The organism is Haloplanus rubicundus, from assembly GCF_003342675.1.
GTDB classification, from domain to species: Archaea; Halobacteriota; Halobacteria; order Halobacteriales; family Haloferacaceae; genus Haloplanus; species Haloplanus rubicundus.
The window spans coordinates 1,925,073-1,941,465 of the sequence record NZ_CP031148.1; the positions used below are offsets into that span (position 1 = coordinate 1,925,073).

General features: G+C 65.8%; 14 protein-coding genes and 1 pseudogene. 6 read left to right on the plus strand and 9 right to left on the minus strand.

The window, feature by feature from the left end; translation table 11 throughout:
* Window positions 1-74: 74 nt before the first annotated feature.
* The 4 genes from DU484_RS10765 to DU484_RS10780 are packed head-to-tail and all read right to left on the minus strand — an operon-like array spanning window position 75 to window position 3,674.
* Complete coding sequence (locus tag DU484_RS10765) at window positions 75-644, minus strand: DUF4352 domain-containing protein (protein WP_157969552.1); 570 nt, start codon at window positions 642-644, stop codon at window positions 75-77.
* Window positions 645-685: 41 nt separating this feature from the next.
* The gene (locus DU484_RS10770) at window positions 686-1,528 is read right to left on the minus strand and encodes an ABC transporter ATP-binding protein (RefSeq protein WP_262342772.1); all 843 of its coding nucleotides are present in this window, start codon (window positions 1,526-1,528) and stop codon (window positions 686-688) included.
* 2 nt (window positions 1,529-1,530) lie between these two features.
* Window positions 1,531-2,625: a FecCD family ABC transporter permease gene (locus DU484_RS10775; RefSeq protein ID WP_114586052.1), complete on the minus strand. Its 1,095-nt coding sequence runs from the start codon at window positions 2,623-2,625 to the stop codon at window positions 1,531-1,533.
* A gap of 17 nt (window positions 2,626-2,642) precedes the next feature.
* Entirely contained in the window at window positions 2,643-3,674 is a 1,032-nt protein-coding gene (locus DU484_RS10780) for an ABC transporter substrate-binding protein (RefSeq protein WP_157969553.1), read from the minus strand.
* A gap of 403 nt (window positions 3,675-4,077) precedes the next feature.
* Here DU484_RS10780 and DU484_RS10785 point away from each other — a divergent pair.
* Window positions 4,078-4,293, plus strand: a pseudogene (locus tag DU484_RS10785) (sensor histidine kinase); the annotation flags it as partial.
* Here the strand turns inward: DU484_RS10785 and DU484_RS10790 are convergent.
* Window positions 4,294-4,668, minus strand: coding sequence for an SHOCT domain-containing protein (locus tag DU484_RS10790; protein WP_245957235.1), 375 nt, complete (start codon window positions 4,666-4,668; stop codon window positions 4,294-4,296). It lies immediately after the preceding pseudogene.
* Between the two features lie 211 nt (window positions 4,669-4,879).
* Window positions 4,880-6,748, minus strand: a complete 1,869-nt coding sequence (gene gatE, locus DU484_RS10795) for a Glu-tRNA(Gln) amidotransferase subunit GatE (protein ID WP_114605896.1) — start codon at window positions 6,746-6,748, stop codon at window positions 4,880-4,882.
* A 192-nt stretch (window positions 6,749-6,940) separates the two neighbouring features.
* Here gatE and DU484_RS10800 point away from each other — a divergent pair, with 192 nt between their 5' ends.
* Window positions 6,941-7,855, plus strand: a complete 915-nt coding sequence (locus DU484_RS10800; RefSeq protein ID WP_114586056.1) for an HpcH/HpaI aldolase/citrate lyase family protein — start codon at window positions 6,941-6,943, stop codon at window positions 7,853-7,855.
* 25 nt (window positions 7,856-7,880) lie between these two features.
* Here DU484_RS10800 and DU484_RS10805 read toward each other — a convergent pair whose 3' ends face one another.
* From DU484_RS10805 to DU484_RS10815, 3 genes are all read right to left on the minus strand, one after another.
* Window positions 7,881-8,417 (minus strand): hypothetical protein, encoded by a 537-nt coding sequence (locus tag DU484_RS10805; protein WP_114587241.1) that lies wholly within the window; start codon window positions 8,415-8,417, stop codon window positions 7,881-7,883.
* 35 nt (window positions 8,418-8,452) lie between these two features.
* The gene (locus tag DU484_RS10810; protein WP_187347691.1) at window positions 8,453-9,160 is read right to left on the minus strand and encodes a DsbA family protein; all 708 of its coding nucleotides are present in this window, start codon (window positions 9,158-9,160) and stop codon (window positions 8,453-8,455) included.
* Window positions 9,161-9,225: 65 nt separating this feature from the next.
* Window positions 9,226-9,594, minus strand: coding sequence for a VOC family protein (locus DU484_RS10815; RefSeq protein WP_114586057.1), 369 nt, complete (start codon window positions 9,592-9,594; stop codon window positions 9,226-9,228).
* 220 nt (window positions 9,595-9,814) lie between these two features.
* Between DU484_RS10815 and DU484_RS10820 the strand changes: the two genes are divergently transcribed.
* From DU484_RS10820 to DU484_RS10835, 4 genes are all read left to right on the plus strand, one after another.
* Complete coding sequence (locus DU484_RS10820; protein ID WP_222844833.1) at window positions 9,815-10,738, plus strand: acetamidase/formamidase family protein; 924 nt, start codon at window positions 9,815-9,817, stop codon at window positions 10,736-10,738.
* Window positions 10,739-10,965: 227 nt separating this feature from the next.
* Window positions 10,966-13,977: an FAD-binding and (Fe-S)-binding domain-containing protein gene (locus tag DU484_RS10825; RefSeq protein WP_114586059.1), complete on the plus strand. Its 3,012-nt coding sequence runs from the start codon at window positions 10,966-10,968 to the stop codon at window positions 13,975-13,977.
* Between the two features lie 69 nt (window positions 13,978-14,046).
* On the plus strand, window positions 14,047-14,433 hold the full coding sequence (locus DU484_RS10830) for a cyclophilin-like fold protein (RefSeq protein ID WP_114605897.1): 387 nt from the start codon (window positions 14,047-14,049) through the stop codon (window positions 14,431-14,433).
* Between the two features lie 213 nt (window positions 14,434-14,646).
* Window positions 14,647-16,380 carry an Nramp family divalent metal transporter gene (locus DU484_RS10835; protein ID WP_114605898.1) on the plus strand — a complete coding sequence of 578 codons (1,734 nt, stop codon included), beginning with the start codon at window positions 14,647-14,649 and terminating at the stop codon, window positions 16,378-16,380.
* The last annotated feature ends 13 nt before the right edge of the window (window positions 16,381-16,393 follow it).

Consider the following 16,393-nt stretch of genomic DNA (forward strand, 5'->3'; position numbering starts at 1 on the left):
GAGGATGCGTTCTGGGTGTTCCTACTGCCAAACCCAGAGGTGGCAATCGTCGGTAGACTCCCGGAGGCGTCGGTTCAGGACTGAGGGGCCGTCACGCTGAGTCGAAGCGATTCTCGAGTCGGAGGAACGTCGAAGATGAGTATCCTACGAACGGTCGCGTTCGGGCCCAAATCTCGAACGAGGAGCGCGTCTTCGTCGGCGTTCATCGCCTGCCCGTCCGTTGGATATCTTTCCCCATCACCCGCGACCACGGTGAACGCATCGCCGGTGACGCGAGTGATGTTGTCGCCGAGGTTCGTCACCGTGACTCCCACGACGACGAACTGTGCGTCGGCGTCGATACCGAACTCACCCCCGACGCGATCTGCTCGATCAATACTGGTGATCGTGTAGCGGACCCGGTTCGATCCCGTTCCGACGACGAATGATTCGTTGAGTATCCCCTCTGTGAGGGGGCGAACAGCCGTATCCGTTCCGCTGGATATCTCCGCCGATGTCCGAGTGATCGGTGTCGAGTCGACCGCTGTCGACGACGGTGCCGGCTCCGACGGCGATTCAGGTACGTCGGACCCGACGTCGTCCGCAGTGTTCGACGTGCCACCCGGGCACCCCGCCAGTACGACGACGATTGCGACTAGGATCACGCGCCAGTGTCCACTGGGATCGATATGGGTTCTGTCGGTCCTCATAGTGATCGGTCGTGCGATGGCGGCGAGAGCGGGCGGACGGGTCGTATCCGCACACCCTGCGAATCCGTTTCGACCGTCGCCTCGATGCCAAACACGTCCGCCAGCAGGTCGGCCGTGACGATCTCCGCTGGCGGTCCGCGGGCGGCGACCTCCCCGTCGGAGAGAACCACCATCTCGTCGGCGTACCGGGCCGCCTGTTCGATGTCGTGAAGCACGACGACGACCGTCGTGCCCACATCATCTCGTAGCTCACGGACGACGTCCATGACGGCCAACTGGTGTCGCAGGTCGAGGAACGTCGTCGGCTCGTCGAGGAGGAGGACATCAGTGTCCTGTGCGAGGACCATCGCTAGCCACGCGAGTCGGCGCTGTCCCCCACTCAGATCGGCCAGTGGACGGTCGCGAAGCCGCTCGATCCCCGTCAACGAGAGCGCTCGTTCGATGGCGGCGACGTCCGCTTCGGACGGCCGTTCGAGGAACCCCCGGTACGGATAGCGACCGTGAGTGACCAGTTCCTCGACACGTATCCTCTCCATTCCATCGGTCTCTTGGTGGAGAATCCCCAGCCGACGTGCGAGTTCGGTGTCGTCGTACGTCGCGACTGCCCGTCCGTCGAGAACCGTCCGTCCCGTTGTCGGTTCCAGTTGGCCCGAGAGTCCCTTGAGCAGCGTACTCTTGCCGCTCCCGTTCGGGCCGACCAGCGCCGTGATCCGAGCGGGGTCGACGCTGAGTGAGACGCCGTCGACGGCCGGCGACTCGCCGTTCGGATATTCGAGGGTCAGCGACGCCGTCGAGAGGGAGCTGTCGGTCGTGTCGGCTCCATATTTCGGATCGTCCACGGTCAGAACCCTCCGAAGTCGCGGTGTTTCCGCATCAGATACAGGAAGTACGGACCGCCGACCAGTCCGGTCACGATACCGACCGGAATCTGTGCCGGGTTGAGTGCCAGTCGTGCCCCGGCGTCGGCAGCGGTCAGCAACGCCGGGCCGGCGAACACACAACCGACCAGTAGCCGCTTGTGATCCGTGCCGACGAGTCGCCGAACGATGTGAGGGACGACGAGTCCGACGAACCCGACGATGCCGGCGGCGGCGACGCTGGCCGCCGCCGCGAGTACCGCGACCCCGGAGAGTCCGAACCGGGCGTGTTCGACGGACATGCCGAGCGACGATGCCGTTCGCTCCCCGAGTGTGAGGACGTTCAACTGCCGCGCGCCGAGTAGCGCCGCGCCGACGGCGACGGCCGTCCACGGCAGTATCATCCGGACCTGTGCCCAGTCCGCCCCGACCAACGACCCAGTCGTCCAGGCCACCACGCTCTGGATGACGCCGACGTCCTCCAAGAGGAGAAAGAGGCCGGTCTGGACCGATCCGAACACGCTGCTGACGATGACGCCCGCCAGGACCAGTCGGACGGGACTGGTCCCTCCCTGCCACGCGATACCGTAGACCAGCAGGAAGGCGACGCCGCCGCCGACGGCGGCAAACAGCGGGAGATACGGAAGCAGGCCGGTGAACACCACGACGGTCAGGAGGACGGCGAGGCCGGCCCCCGAGGAGACTCCGAGGACGAACGGACTGGCGAGTTCGTTGCGCGTCACGGCTTGGAGTATCGCGCCGGAGACGGCGAGGTTCATCCCGACGAGCATGCCCACCAGCACCCGGGGGAGTCTGATCGTCCACGTGACGAGCGTCCCCGTCTCGTACGCCGGGACGGGACCGCCGAACAGGAACGCGTGCCAAGCCCCGCCGCTCAGGAGGACCGTGGGGTCCAACAGCGTTCGCCAGGCCGCGACCGGTGAGAGCGGGTACGCGCCGAAGCTCAATTGCAACGTCGCCGCGACGAGGACGAGGAGGCTACTGCCGGCGACGACGATGCCCAACTCCCGCGTGATCCAATCGAACCGGTCGACTGGTAGGTGATCCTCGCTGGTCATCGGTCAGGCTCGATGCGTCACCCGCGATCACCGGACACGATACGTGCAACCTGCTGTCTGTCGAACAGCGTCTCCTCGGTGAACTCCTCCGGATACGCCACCTTGGCGGCCTGTTCGATCTGGAACAGGGAGATCAACGGTCCCTGATAGTTGATGCCGCCGGCGTGAACCCGGCCGTTCTCGACGGCCGAAATGTCGCGGGTGACGGAGTTCTCACGCAGGAATCCGAGCGTGTACTCCCGAAACGACTCCTCCTCGAGGACGAAGTCGTCGGCGAACTGTGTTTCCATGACGATGACGTCCGGGTCGAGTTCCGCGAGTGCCTCGTAGCCGATCCGAACGCCCCACTTCGGGATGTCACTTCCCGCGAGCGCGTCCCGAATCTCGACGACGTTCCACTGGAGGTCGGAGACGGAGTCGTCGATGTACTGGGGAAAGAAGGACTGCGGTGGGACGCCTTGCGGACGCAACAGCAAGAGCTCCGGTCGCTCGTCGGGGAGACGGGACCGGATGGTCTCGGTCAGGTCCCGATGGACAGCGTTGAGCCGTTCGTACCGTTCTCGACGGTCGAAGAGCGTCGCCACCTTCTCGAAGGCCTCCCACAGGGTGTAGTATCGGTAGTCGTGCCACGCGTCCCCTTTCTCGCGGATGTAGTTCCCGAAGAAGGGACCGACGTTGTTCGCTATCTCCGCAACGTCGCCCTCGGTCCAGCCGAAGGTGTTGACGATCCACACCGGATCCATGATGTGGATATCGGCATCGACGGCGTAGAACGACTCCTTCGGCAGCCGAGTCCCTCGGGACAGGGCCGGATAGGCTCGCTTGTCCAGCGAAATCCCCGGCAACTGCTCGTAATAGCCCGTGTAGAATCGGCGCGGCGAACCGATCCCGGCGAGCCGATCCGTCAGTCCCAGCGCCATCCCCATGTCACAGTAGATACCCGCGTTGGCGACCCACGTCTCCGGCGGGGAATCCAACGTGAGACAGCCGACCGGCTCCATGCAGACTTCGGTGGCTGTCGGTGTCGGTGTCGACGTCGACGTCGACATCGCTGTCCCCGTCGCCGTCGATCGACCGGTTCCCGTTCGTCCGGACCGCCCACAGCCGGCGCCCAGCGCGAATGCACCGGCCATCGTCCCGAGGAATGCACGCCGTGATCGTGGTCCCATCATGAGTGTTCCGTGGTATCGTTTCTCACGACGATATGTTGAGTATGACATAACGACTTCGAGGGCAAAACTGTTTTCCCTCTCGTACCGTCGTGTTCGCGGCCGAGACCATCGGGACGTAGCGATCGTTGGGAACTCCGCTGTCGGGGTCGGATCGAGGGCCACATGTCCGATCCCGTTCCGGTATCCGCTACGTTTCGGTGGTGTACCACCGAACGGATCACACCGCATCTAGGTCCTCGGGCCGATCGACATCGCGTCGAACCCCTTGATTGCCGGTCTCGACGACGGCTCCGGCATCCCCGAGACCGATCGCGACACCGTCTTCGACAGCGGCTACCCCACCGCGGCCGAAGGCACGGGCGTCGGCCTCACCACCGTCCAGCACATCGTCGACGCCCGCGGCTGGTCGGTCACAGTGACCGAGAGCGAGGCGGGCGGCACCCGCTTCGAAATCACGGGCGTCGAATGCCCGTCGCGCACGCCGGCGCAAAACTGATCAGCGCTCGTCCCGTTCGAGCGTCTTCCGTCGGCGTTCGTACTCCTCGTCGTCGATGTCGCCGCGGGCGTACGCGAGTCGGAGTTCGTCCATCGCCTCGTCAATCCCCTCGTCCGACTCCGTCAGTGCGCGGTAGATGAGATAGCCCACACCCACGACGACGAGGAGAGTGAGGACACGACCCAAGAGACCGACGAGCAGCCACCAGCCGGACACCCCCCCGTCGCTCCACATGTGGCCGCCCCACATCCCGCCGCCCATCATTCCGCCACCCATCATCCCGCCGCCCAGCCCCATCGTCAACAGCGGCAGCAGAATCACCGCCGCGACGAGCAACAGGACGAGCGTCCGCGTATCGAGGCCGTCCGACGCCACGGTCAGTCTCCCCCCGCGACGCTCGTGTTCGTCCCTTGCGGGACGGATCGACCGGCGATTATCGCTGGTACTGTCTGGTACATACTGCAAATTACCATTCAGAGCTACTTAATGGTGGATGCGTGAGCGGCGTCAGTCGTTCGAAAAACCGCCGTTTCCGCATTAGAATTGTGCATTTTCGTCCCACGTCTGGTCCGGCGAACCGAGCGCGCTACGTCCGCTTGCCGATCTCTTCGCGGAGCACGTCGCTGACGATTTCGCCGTCGGCCTTCCCGCGGAGCGCACCCATGCACTCGCCCATGAGCGCGGAGAAGGCGCCCATCCCTTCGCTCTCGACCTGTTCGGCGTTTCGCTCGACCACCTCGCTCACCGCCTCGCGCACCTCGGCCTCGGAGACACCGGCGAGGCCGGCTTCCTCGACGGCTTCGTCGGCGGAGAGGTCGGGGTTCTCGGCGAGCGTCGACAGCACTTGCTCGACTCCCTCCTTCGCGAGGTCGCCGTCCTCGACGAGTAGGAGCACCTCGCGCAGGTGGTCGTCGGTGAGGCGCTCGACCGGCACGTCGTCGCGGCGGAGTTCGGTCAGCGTCCCCTCCAGCACGCCGGCGGCGAAGGTGGCGTCGACGCCCGCCTCGACGACGGACTCGAAGAGGGGCATCCGGCGGCCGTAGGCCACCTGTTCCGCGAGGCCGGCGTCTAAGTCGTAGTCGCCCTGATAGCGCTCGACCTTCTCGGTCAGCAGCTCCGGCAGGTCCACGTCCGTGGGGTCGAGTTCGACGGGCGGCACGTCCGTCTCGGGGTACATCCGCGCCGCGCCGGGGAGGGGACGGAGGTAGCGGGTGGTCCCCTCGGGGGTCGCGTCGCGGGTCTCCTCCGGGACGCCCTCGATTGCCGTCTCGGCGCGCTCGGCGACGGCTTCGATGGCTAACTCGGCCGTCTCGGGGTCGTCGGCGACGATGGCGACGGCGTCGTCGGGACCGGCTCCGACGGCGTCGCGGAGGGCCGCCACTTCGTCCTCGGTCACGCCGTACGCCGGGAGTTCGTCGGTGTGGAAGATCCCGCCGGCGCCGTGGCGCTTGGCGTGGTCGGAGCATTCGGTGCCGAGGCGGCGGTCGGGCTGGATCTCGCGGCCGACGAGGCCGTCGAAGCCGTAGAGGGGAACAGCGGTGACGTGGCCGCCCGAGTTCAGGGCACCGCGGATCACCCCGCTGTCGGTGTCCTCGAACACCGCACTCACGTCCTGCGTGTCCCCGACCGACGCGTCGCGCCGCCGGAGTTCGTCGGCGATGTCGAGGAGTTCGACCTGTCGGCCCACCTCCAGCCGGACGATCTCCTCGATCTCGTCGAGCGCCTGCACGCCCTTGATCTCGACGCGGGCCCCGTCGGCGATGGAGACGTTCACGTCCTGGCGGATAGTGCCGAGGCCGCGCTTGACCGACCCGGTCGAGCGCAGGAGCATCCCGATGCGCTCGGCGGCCTCGCGGGCCTGCGCGGGCGAGGAGATGTCCGGTTTCGTCCCGATTTCGACCAGCGGGATGCCGAGGCGGTCGAGGCTGAAGCGGACGCCCGCCGCCGTCTCCTCGACGCGACCGGCGCTCTCCTCCTCGAGGAGGAGGTCCTCGACGCCGACGGGCCCCTCGCTCGTCTCGATTTCGCCGTCCTGTCCCACCAGCGCCGTTCGCTGGAAGCCGGAGGTGTTGGAGCCGTCGACGACGATCTTCCGCATCACGTGGGCCTGATCGACCGCGGTCATGTCGAGCAAGGCGGCGATCTGCAGCGCCACGTCGAGGGCCTCGTCGTCGATGCGGTGAGGTGGTTCGTCGTCCTCCTCGACCAGACAGGTGGTGTCGAAGGCGAGATACTCGAACTCGCGGTCGACGCGGCTCTCCTCCACCGCCGCCTCGTCGAGTTCGCCGAGTTCGCTCTTGGTCGGGTGGAGATACCGGGAGAAGGTCCGACTCGATTCCTCGGGTTCCCGACGCTCGGTCGGGCACGCACAGAACAGCTTCGTCGCGGTGTCGAGTTGCTGGTGGATCTCCAGCCCCGCGACGAGGCCGAGCGCCTCGTAGTCGTACTCGCTCATTGGGCGTACCTCTACCCGGCGAGCCTAAAAGCGTTCAGTCTGCGGTCCGGGTCGGGGCGCCGCCGCGGAGGATATCGTTTTCCATTCGACCATTGTCGACAACGAACGAAATCACGTACGTCAGCCCCCGAAAATACGGATACTAAGGAATCTTTATCTGTCAGCGAGCGGCTTTTATGGGTGGTAGAAATCATGTCTGAAGACGTCGAACTTCGGCGCACGCAGCTCGCGACGCCGGCCAGCGACCCTGACTTCATGGAGAGTGCTTCGCGGAGCGACGCGGACGAAGTCTTCCTGGACCTGGAAGACTCCGTGGCGCCCAACGCGAAGGTGGAGGCCCGCCAGCCGCTCATCGAGGCCGTCGAGGAGCACGACTGGTCCGACAAGATCCTGTCGTACCGGATGAACGGCATCGACACCCAGTGGTGGTACGACGACATCATCGAGGTCGTCGGCGCCGTCGGCGAGGGGATCGACGACATCATCATCCCGAAGGTCGCCGGCCCGAGCGACATCCACACCGTCGAGAACCTGCTCGAACAGGTCGAGGAGAACAACGGGCTGGAAGTCGGCGCCATCGGCCTCGAACCCCAGATCGAGGACGGCGACGGCATCCACAACGTCTACGAGATCGCCCACGCCTCCGACCGGCTCTCCTCGATCATCTTCGGTCCCGGCGACTACTCCGCCGCGATGGGCACGCCCGGGCTCGACATCGGGCAGTTCCCCGAGTACCCCGGCCACTACTGGCACCACGCGCTCTCGGAGTGTAACTCCGCCGCGAAGAGCGCCGGCCTCCCCTGCATGGACGGCCCGTACGCTGACATCGACGACCCCGACGGCTTCCGCACGTCCGCGGAGCGCGCCAACATGCTCGGCTGTGACGGCAAGTGGGCCATCCACCCGAGTCAGATCGAAATCGGCAACGAAGTGTTCGCGCCCGACCCCGAGGTCGCCGAACGCGCCGAGCGCATCGTCGACGCCTACGCCGAGGCGATGGAGGAAGGCAAGGGCGCCGTCTCCGTCGACGGCCAGATGGTCGACGAGGCCACCAACAAGATGGCGCAGGACATCGTCGCCAAGGCCCGCGCGGCCGGCATCCTGTAACTCGGCGTTTCGCTCTCCCGACTTCCTATTTTTGCAGATCGACCGGACAGCCGCGAATCTCGCCCCCGCGCATCCCGTCGGCCAGCCAGTGGATGGAGAGGACGAGCGCGGCGAGCGCCAGCAGCGCGAACTCCAGCCCGTCGAGCGGCAGGAGCGTCACCAGCCCCGCGGCGCCGAACAGGGAGAGGACGCCGGCGAGGATGGCCGATCCGCAGGCGGCACACCCCGCGCCGAGCGTCCCGAGGAGGACGCCGAGCAGGCTCCCGCCGCCCCCCTCCGCCGAGAGGCGGTGTTCGCGGACGTGGTAGGCGACGAGCGCGATGTCGACGCCGACGAGGAAGGAGACGAGGAGCAACACGGTCCCCGTCACCGGGTCGTACGAGATGCCCACGAACGGGTAGAGTTCGAGGAGGGCCGCGGCCGGCACGCGCCCCGCGAGGGCGTCGGCGGTGAAGGGCAGGTTCTGCGAGAGGACGAAGCCCGTGAGGGCAACGGCGGCGGCGACGACGGCGACGGCGGCGTAAACCGGGCCGGCGAGGACGAGTCGCGTGGTCCGTCCCATCAACCGCCAGTCGGCGACGCGGGTGGGAAGCGAGATCACAGTCCGAGCGACTGCCTGACGAGGTCGAAGCTCACCGATCCCGTCACGCGCGTTCGATACTCGCCGTCGCGGAACAGGAAGACGGTGGGGGTGCCGCTCACGTCCGCCGCCTCGGCGGCGTCGACGTCCACGCCAACGGCGTCGTCGGACGCTCCGCTCTCGGCGTCGGCGGCCACCGCCGCGCCGTCCACGTCGGTTTCGGCCGACAGGAACGTCTCCGTCCGATCCAGCACGTTTCCGGTGTCGAAGGCGTCCTGCTCGGCGAAGTAGTGACCGAGAAGCGCCCAGAAGGCGTCGGCGTCGCGGGCGTACGTGGCTTCGAGCGCGTGAATCGCCGGCTCGCCCCACGGGTAGACGAGCGGAGCCGTCCGGACGACGTAGGCCGCGTCGCCGGGGTCGACGAGTTCCGACTTGATCTTCGGGACCGTCTGCTTCTCGAAGGCTGCACACCGTGGACAGGAGGGGTCCTCGAAGGCGACGATGGTCCCCGCCGCCGTGGTGGGTTCGGGACCGAGTCGCGGCTGGGCGTCGAGGTTCCCGCCGACCGGGTGGTCGGCGAGGGTGGGGGTATCGCCGCCCCCCTCGTCTCCGCCGCCGTTCCCGCCCCCGCCACCGGCACTCCCCAGACACCCCGCACCGAGCATCGAGACGCCGCCGGCGAGGACGGCACGGCGCGTCGGCCAGCCGGTCGGATCGTCGGTCATACCGGATGGAGGCACCGGGAGGGAAAAGACGCTTCGCCGGGTGTGAGCGGCGGGCGCACGACCCGCTATTCGAGCGGTTCGACGAGTTCGACGACGTGGCCGTCCGGGTCCTTCACGAACGCGGTGCGGGCGCCGGCCGCGGGCTGATCGCCGGGTTCCTCGACGACGCCGTAGTGGTCGATGTCCTCGAACGTGGCGTCCACGTCGTCGACGCCGAGGGCGAGGTGGTCCCACGCGGTACCCTGTTCGAACGCCGTCTCACCCTCGGTTTCGGAGAGTTGAATCTCGACGCCGTCGGGGTCCGCGACGTAGCGGTTCTCCGTCTCGCCGTCCGGCGTCTCGAACGACCACGACTCCTCGAAGCCGAACTGCTCGTAGAACTCGATGGACTCGTCGGCGTCGGCGACGTTCAGACAGACGTGAATCAGGTTCATTGCGTCCCGAAGAGGGTGACACGACGACAAAAAGATGGCTGAGTCGGGTCGACCCACCGCTCGTCGAGAACGACGATATCCACGCTCTCCCCTCGAATAGTATTTGACGATGAGGAACTGAAATCCATATATAAAATCGGTTACGGCCACTTTTAGCACACAAAATTGCAACGTAGGAAATTATTATCCGATACGAGCGTAAATTCGTCGCTCACACACCGTGACGACACACGAACTCACCGAAGGCGTTCAGGGCGAGTACCACTACACGGTCGGGCCGTACCCCGATCCAGTCCTCGAGGTCGCCCCCGGCGACACCGTCGAGGTCGAGACCCACGACGCCTTCGAGGGCGCCATCGAGACGGAAGACGACCTCCCGAGCGAGGTGCTGGGCGACAACCTCAACCCCCAGAACGGGCCGATCTACGTAGAGGGTGCCACGCCGGGGGACGCACTCGCGATCACCATCGACGAGATCGAACCCCGCGGCCCACAGCCCCGGGGGACGACCTGTACGGTTCCGCACTTCGGCGGCCTCTCGACCACCGACCGGACGGCGATGCTCCACGAGCCGTTGCCGGAGATCGTCAAGAAACTCGAGGTGACGACGGACGGCACCGTCTGGAACGACGACATCACCATCCCCTACGAACCCTTCGTCGGCACGATCAGCACGTCGCCGAAGATCGACTCGGTGAACGCGCTGACGCCGTTCAAACACGGGGGCAACATGGACCTGCCCGACGTCCGGCCGGGCAACACCATCTACCTCCCCGTCGAAGTCGACGGTGGCTACGTCTACCTCGGCGACTGTCACGCGGCACAGGGTGACGGCGAACTCTGTGGTGTCGCCTTGGAACACCCCACCAACACGACGATCACGGTCGATCTGATCGAGGACTGGGAACTGGAGTGGCCGCGGCTCGAATCCGACGACTTCGTCATGAGCATCGGGAGCGCCCGTCCGATGGAGGACGCGGCGCGGGCGGCGTACGCCGATCTGGTGACGTGGATGGCGGACGACTACGGCTTCGACGAGATGGAGGCGTACATGCTCCTCACGCAGGTGGGCCACGTCCGCCTCGGCAACATGGTCGACCCGAACTACACCATCGGTGCCGGCATCGACAAGTCGTACCTGTAGCATCGATCGCGAATTTTTGTGTGATGGTACCTATTGTCATTGGCAACCACTCGCGACCGACTGGTCATCCCGAAGCTGTCCCACGGTCGGGAGAGTGCGGCGTGTGATCACCTATCGAACGCGGCAACAATTACTCCCGAACGTTCGTGTAAAATCGGGGGACGGCGCCGAGAGTCGACCATCTCCGCAACGTAGGACTTATACCTGCTGAGTCCGGTGTGCGACGCATGGCCATTGATGAACGATCAACGGGATTAGAGACCTCAGCCGACTCCCTGGGGCACGAGCATCCCGATGCGGAGGAGTATCAGGCGCTCGCCGAGGACCTACGGGCGGGAGTCCGCGGTGACGTTTCCTTCGACAAGTACGCGCAGGTGCTGTACGCGACGGACGGGAGCATCTACCAGGCGGAGCCGGCCGGGGTCGTCCTGCCGCAGACGATCGAGGACGTCCAGCACACGGTCGAGACGGCGGCCGAACACGGCGTGCCGATCCTGCCACGCGGCACCGGATCGTCGCTCGGCGGTCAGACGGTCGGACCGGGCTGTGTCGTCGTCGACTTCACGCGATACATGGACGACATCGTCGACGTCGATCCCGACGGCCAGCGGGCGGTCGTCCAGCCCGGCGTCGTGCAGGACCACCTCGACAACCACCTCGAACAGTACGGCCTGAAGTTCGCCCCCGACCCGGCCTCCTCCAATCGGTCGACCATCGTCGGTGGCATCGGGAACAACTCCACGGGGGCACACTCCGTTCGGTACGGCATCACCGACGCCTACACCGAGGAACTCGACGTGGTGCTCGCGGACGGCTCGCTGATTCACACGGAGGAGATCGTCCTCGACAGCGACGAGTGGGACGAGAAGGTGTCCGGTGACGACCTCGAAGCCCAGATCTACGAGACGACCCGCCGCCTCGTCGAGGACCACGAGGAGGAGATCGAGGAGAAGTATCCCGATCTCAAGCGCTCGGTGTCGGGCTACAACCTCCAGAAGGTCATCTACGAGAACGACGAGGGTGAAGCGGTCATCAACCTCTCGAAGCTCTTCGTCGGTGCCGAGGGGACCCTCGGCGTCATCGTCGAGGCCGAGGTGTCGCTCGTCACCCTGCCCGAGGAGACGGCGCTCGTCCTCTACTGTTTCGACGACCTGGTCGAGACGATGGAGGCCGTGCCCGAGGCGCTCCAGTTCGACGTGGGCGCGGTCGAGTTGATGGACGACGAGGTGTTCGCCCTCGCCGCCGACTCGACGGAGTACGCCCAGTACGTCGAGATGATCCCGGAGGGGACGAAGGCGGCCCTGATGTTGGAGTTCGACTCCGAACTCGCCGACGACTTCCACGAGGCCATCGCGGAGACCAACGAATACTTCGTCGAGAACGGGGACGCCTTCCACGCCATCGAGGCCTACACCGAGGAGGACCAGGCCGACATCTGGAAGCTCCGCAAGGCCGCCATCCCCCTGCTGATGGGGATGAAAGGCGACCCCAAGCCGTACCCGTTCATCGAGGACGCGACGGTGCCGCCGGAGGAACTCTCCGAGTACGTCTTCGAGTTCGAGGAGGTACTGGAGGACCACGACACCTCCGCCGCGTACTTCGCCCACGCCGGGAGCGGGACGCTCCACATCCGCCCCATCCTCAACCTCAAGGACGGGGAGGGCATCGAGAAGATGCACTCCATCACGGAGGACGTAACCGACCTCGTGCTCGACCACTACGGGTCGTTCTCTGGCGAGCACGGCGACGGGATGGCGCGCACGGAGTTCAACCCCAAGATGTACGGCGACGAACTCTGGCAGGCGTTCAAGGAGCTGAAGACGGCGTTCGACCCCGACTGGCACATGCATCCGGGCAACGTCGTCTACCGCGACGGTCCCGAGGACATCGGGCCGGATTCGGACCGCGGCGTCGGCGCCGACATGCGCGAGAACCTCCGGTACGGCACCGCCTACAAGTCGGTCGAACCGCAGACCACCCTCGACTTCGAGGACGAGGGCGGCTTCTCCCACCTCGTCGAACTCTGTAACGGCTGTGGGACCTGCCGCCAGACCGACTCCGAAGTGATGTGTCCGACCTACCGCGCGAGTCAGGAGGAGATTCAGACGACGCGTGGCCGCGCGAACATGCTCCGGGCCGCCATCAGCGGCAACCTCGACGAGGACGAAATCTACTCCGACCGCTTCCAGGAGGAGGTAATGGACCTCTGTGTCGGCTGCAAGGGCTGTAAGAGCGACTGCCCGACCGGCGTCGACATGGCGAAGCTGAAGACGGAGGTCAAACACCAGTACCACCAGGAGGAGGGCGTCAGCCTGCGCGAACGCGTCTTCGCCAACATCGACACGCTGTCGAAGCTCGGGTCGATGACGGCGCCCATCTCCAACCTCGCGCCGAAGATTCCGGGCGCGCGCGCGGTGATGGAGGAGGCGCTCGGCATCTCCCGGGAGCGCGAACTCCCCACCTTCGCGAGCGAGAGCCTCGAAGCGTGGTTCGAGCGTCGCGGGCGCTGTAAAGTCGCCCCGAGCGACGCGCGCGACCAGGTGCTTCTCTTCCCGGACACCTACACCAACTACATCTACCCCGAGGCGGGGAAGGCGGCGATCCGCGTGCTCGAAGCCGCGGACGTGTTCGTCCGCATCCCCGATGACGTGGCGCCGTCCGGGCGCGCGGCCTTCTCGTCGGGGATGCTCGACCTCTGCCGTGAGCGCGCGGAGACGAACGTCTCGGCGCTCCGCGAGGACGTCGAGAACGGCTGGTCGGTCGTGTTCATCGAGCCGTCCGACGCCGTGATGTTCCAGGACGAGTACCGCGACCTGCTCTCCGGGCCGGCCGCGGAGGCCGTCTCCGACGCCGCCTACGGCGTCATGGAGTACGCGGACGTGACGGGCCTGACCGAGGTGGCCGACTTCGGCGAGCCGCCGCAGTCGCTGTCCTACCACGGCCACTGCAACCAGAAGGCGACGAACAAGGACCACCACGCCGTCGGCGCCCTCCAAGGTGCGGGCTACGAGGTGGACACGCTCAACACGACCTGTTGTGGGATGGCCGGCTCCTTCGGCTACCACGAGGAGCATTACGACATCTCGCAGGCCATCGGCAGCCTCCTGTTCGAGGAAGTCGAGGAGAGTCCGGGCGACGTGGTGACCGCCCCGGGCGCCTCCTGTCGTTCGCAGCTCGGCGACGAGTACGACGAGCATCCGCCGCATCCGGTCGAGAAGCTCGCGGACGCGCTGAACTGATCGCCGCAGCCGCAGCCGCGATTCCACTTTTCCCCGGGATATATCCCGGTTCGTGACGACCGCACGCCCATGTCAGAGTCGGATCTGGTCGCCACGGTCGATGGCACCGAAATCGAGGCCTCGTGGGCGTCGGAGAGCCCGGAGACGCGCCGGGCGCTCGCCGACGTCCTCCCGGTCGAGGGACGGGCGGCCCGCTGGGGCGACGAACTCTACTTCGACGTGTCCGTGAACGTCGACCTCGAACCGAACGCCCGCGCCGAAGTCGAACCGGGGACGATCGCCTACTGGCCGCAGGGGCCCGCGGTATGTCTGTTCTGGGGGCCGACGCCGGCGAGTACGGGAACCCAACCACGGGCGGCGTCGCCGGTGAACGTCGTCGCGCAACTCGACGACATTACTCCGTTGTCACGCCTCCCCGATGGGGCCGGCGCGACGGTCCGAATCGTGGACAACTGACACGTAGCCGACATCGGGGTACTTCCTCTGTTACGTCCGAATCCCCGGAATTCGGCGTTTGAGTGGCTGTTACTCGCTCTGTGCCTCCAGAATAGTAACCACGCTGTCACGCATCGATGATTATTTATGATATGACAAACCTGGATAACATGGATCGCACAGACGATGGTAGCATGACCCACGAAGTATGATCCCGCAAATCAAGGGGAGATTATGACAGACGACCACGACGAACCACAAGTAGAAACCGACGGCGGGTTGACGGAGGACGACGTCCATACGACCGCCGAAGTCGGTGAACAGTATCGTGCGACAGTGTATCGTGACGTTGATTACGAGGCCCTCGAGGTTGCGCCCGAAACGAGCGAGTACCCCTCGACCGACGGCAAATGGGGCTTCCGGAAGTACGACATGCCGAAAGTCCCGAAGGTGTCCCACCTCGTCGGACCGAGCGCCATCATGCTCGGTGCGTCACTCGGGAGCGGCGAGACGATGTTCTGGCCGACGCTCGTCGCCCAGAACGGCTGGGGCCTCTATTGGGCCTTCTGGGTCGGTGTGATCACCCAGTTCTTCATCAACACTGAGATTCAGCGCTGGACCATCGCCACCGGGGAGAGCATCTTCCGGGCGTTCGACCGGATGAACGGCATCTGGCCGTGGTTCTTCCTCGTCGCCGGCTTCTTCCACGTCGGGTGGCCGGGCTGGGCGGCCGGTGCATCAGAAGTGTTCGCCGTCTGGACCGGGGTCGTCCCCCGTGAGGACTGGGCGATCATCGGCGTCGTGACGATGGTGCTCATCTGGCTCAGCTACCAGGCTGGCCCGATTCTGTACAACGCCATCGAAAAGGCCCAACTGATCCTGATGATCGTCGCCATCTTCGGGGCCGTGGTGCTGGCGTTCATCGCCGGCTCCGTCGGTCAGTTCGCTAACATCCCCGCGGGCGCCGTCAACTTCGGCGCGCTCCCGCAGAACATGGACATCGCGACGTTCCTCGGTGGCCTCGCCTACGCGGGTGCCGGCGGGTACATCAACCTCGCCCAGGGTATCTGGGCTCGCGAGAAGGGGTACGGCATGGGTACCTACCAAGGCCGCATCAAGAACCCGCTTCGGGGAGCCGAACCCGAAGAGGTTCACGGCGGCTTCACCTTCGAACCGACCGAGAAGAACCTCCTGCGCTGGAAACAGTGGTGGAAGGTCACCCAGCAGGAGCACTTCCTGACGTTCGTCGTCGGCCTGCTCGTCGTCGCGACGGTCGCGATGACCATCTCCGCGCAGTACGCGAGTGGGACGGATCAGGGCGCCATCAACATGTGGCTCGACGTGATCATCCCGCAGCTCGGCGCACTGCAACAGCAGCTGATGTACGTGGTGATCTTCATCGCCCTCTTCAGCACGCAGTACGCCATCCTCGAAGCCTTCGTCCGCAACAGCGTGGACATCATCTTCGAGGGGTACGGGCGGTCGGCCGGCTGGGACCTGTCGCGGGTCTTCCTCGGCCTGCTCACCCTGTTCACGCTGTGGGGCATCCTCATCATCGTCGCGCAGTTCCAGCAGCCGTGGATCCTGCTCGTCATCGGTGCCGCAATCGCCGGTGCGATGATGTGGCCGTACAACGCGCTGGTCACCATCCTGAACTCGACGCGGCTGCCCGAACACACCCAGCCCGGCTGGGGACGCATCATCGCGATGTGGTGGGCAACCGGCTTCTTCGGCTACTTCACCATCCTGCTGATCGGTGGGGTGCTGAACTCGCCGCAGGCCTACGGACTCAGCTTCCCGGCCTTCGAGACGACGGTCGGTATCGTCGGTAGCGGTCCGGGCGGCTACGCGCTGTGGGTCTTCGCGCTCGTCGTGCAGATCTACACGATGTACCGCTCGGCCACCGGGAAGATGAACGCCTCGGGCACCGTCGACGGGGCGGATACCGCGCGCGGCTTCCTCTCGTAACGGCTCCCGACCA

Bases quoted from the DNA above. Each gene is read 5' to 3' on its own strand.
- DU484_RS10775 (WP_114586052.1), bottom strand. From the start codon at position 2,625: ATGACCAGCGAGGATCACCTACCAGTCGACCGGTTCGATTGGATCACG.
- DU484_RS10780 (WP_157969553.1), bottom strand. From the start codon at position 3,674: ATGTCGACGTCGACGTCGACACCGACACCGACAGCCACCGAAGTCTGC.
- gatE (WP_114605896.1), bottom strand. From the start codon at position 6,748: ATGAGCGAGTACGACTACGAGGCGCTCGGCCTCGTCGCGGGGCTGGAG.
- DU484_RS10800 (WP_114586056.1), top strand. From the start codon at position 6,941: ATGTCTGAAGACGTCGAACTTCGGCGCACGCAGCTCGCGACGCCGGCC.
- DU484_RS10805 (WP_114587241.1), bottom strand. From the start codon at position 8,417: ATGGGACGGACCACGCGACTCGTCCTCGCCGGCCCGGTTTACGCCGCC.
- DU484_RS10810 (WP_187347691.1), bottom strand. From the start codon at position 9,160: ATGACCGACGATCCGACCGGCTGGCCGACGCGCCGTGCCGTCCTCGCC.
- DU484_RS10815 (WP_114586057.1), bottom strand. From the start codon at position 9,594: ATGAACCTGATTCACGTCTGTCTGAACGTCGCCGACGCCGACGAGTCC.
- DU484_RS10825 (WP_114586059.1), top strand. From the start codon at position 10,966: ATGGCCATTGATGAACGATCAACGGGATTAGAGACCTCAGCCGACTCC.
- DU484_RS10830 (WP_114605897.1), top strand. From the start codon at position 14,047: ATGTCAGAGTCGGATCTGGTCGCCACGGTCGATGGCACCGAAATCGAG.
- DU484_RS10835 (WP_114605898.1), top strand. From the start codon at position 14,647: ATGACAGACGACCACGACGAACCACAAGTAGAAACCGACGGCGGGTTG.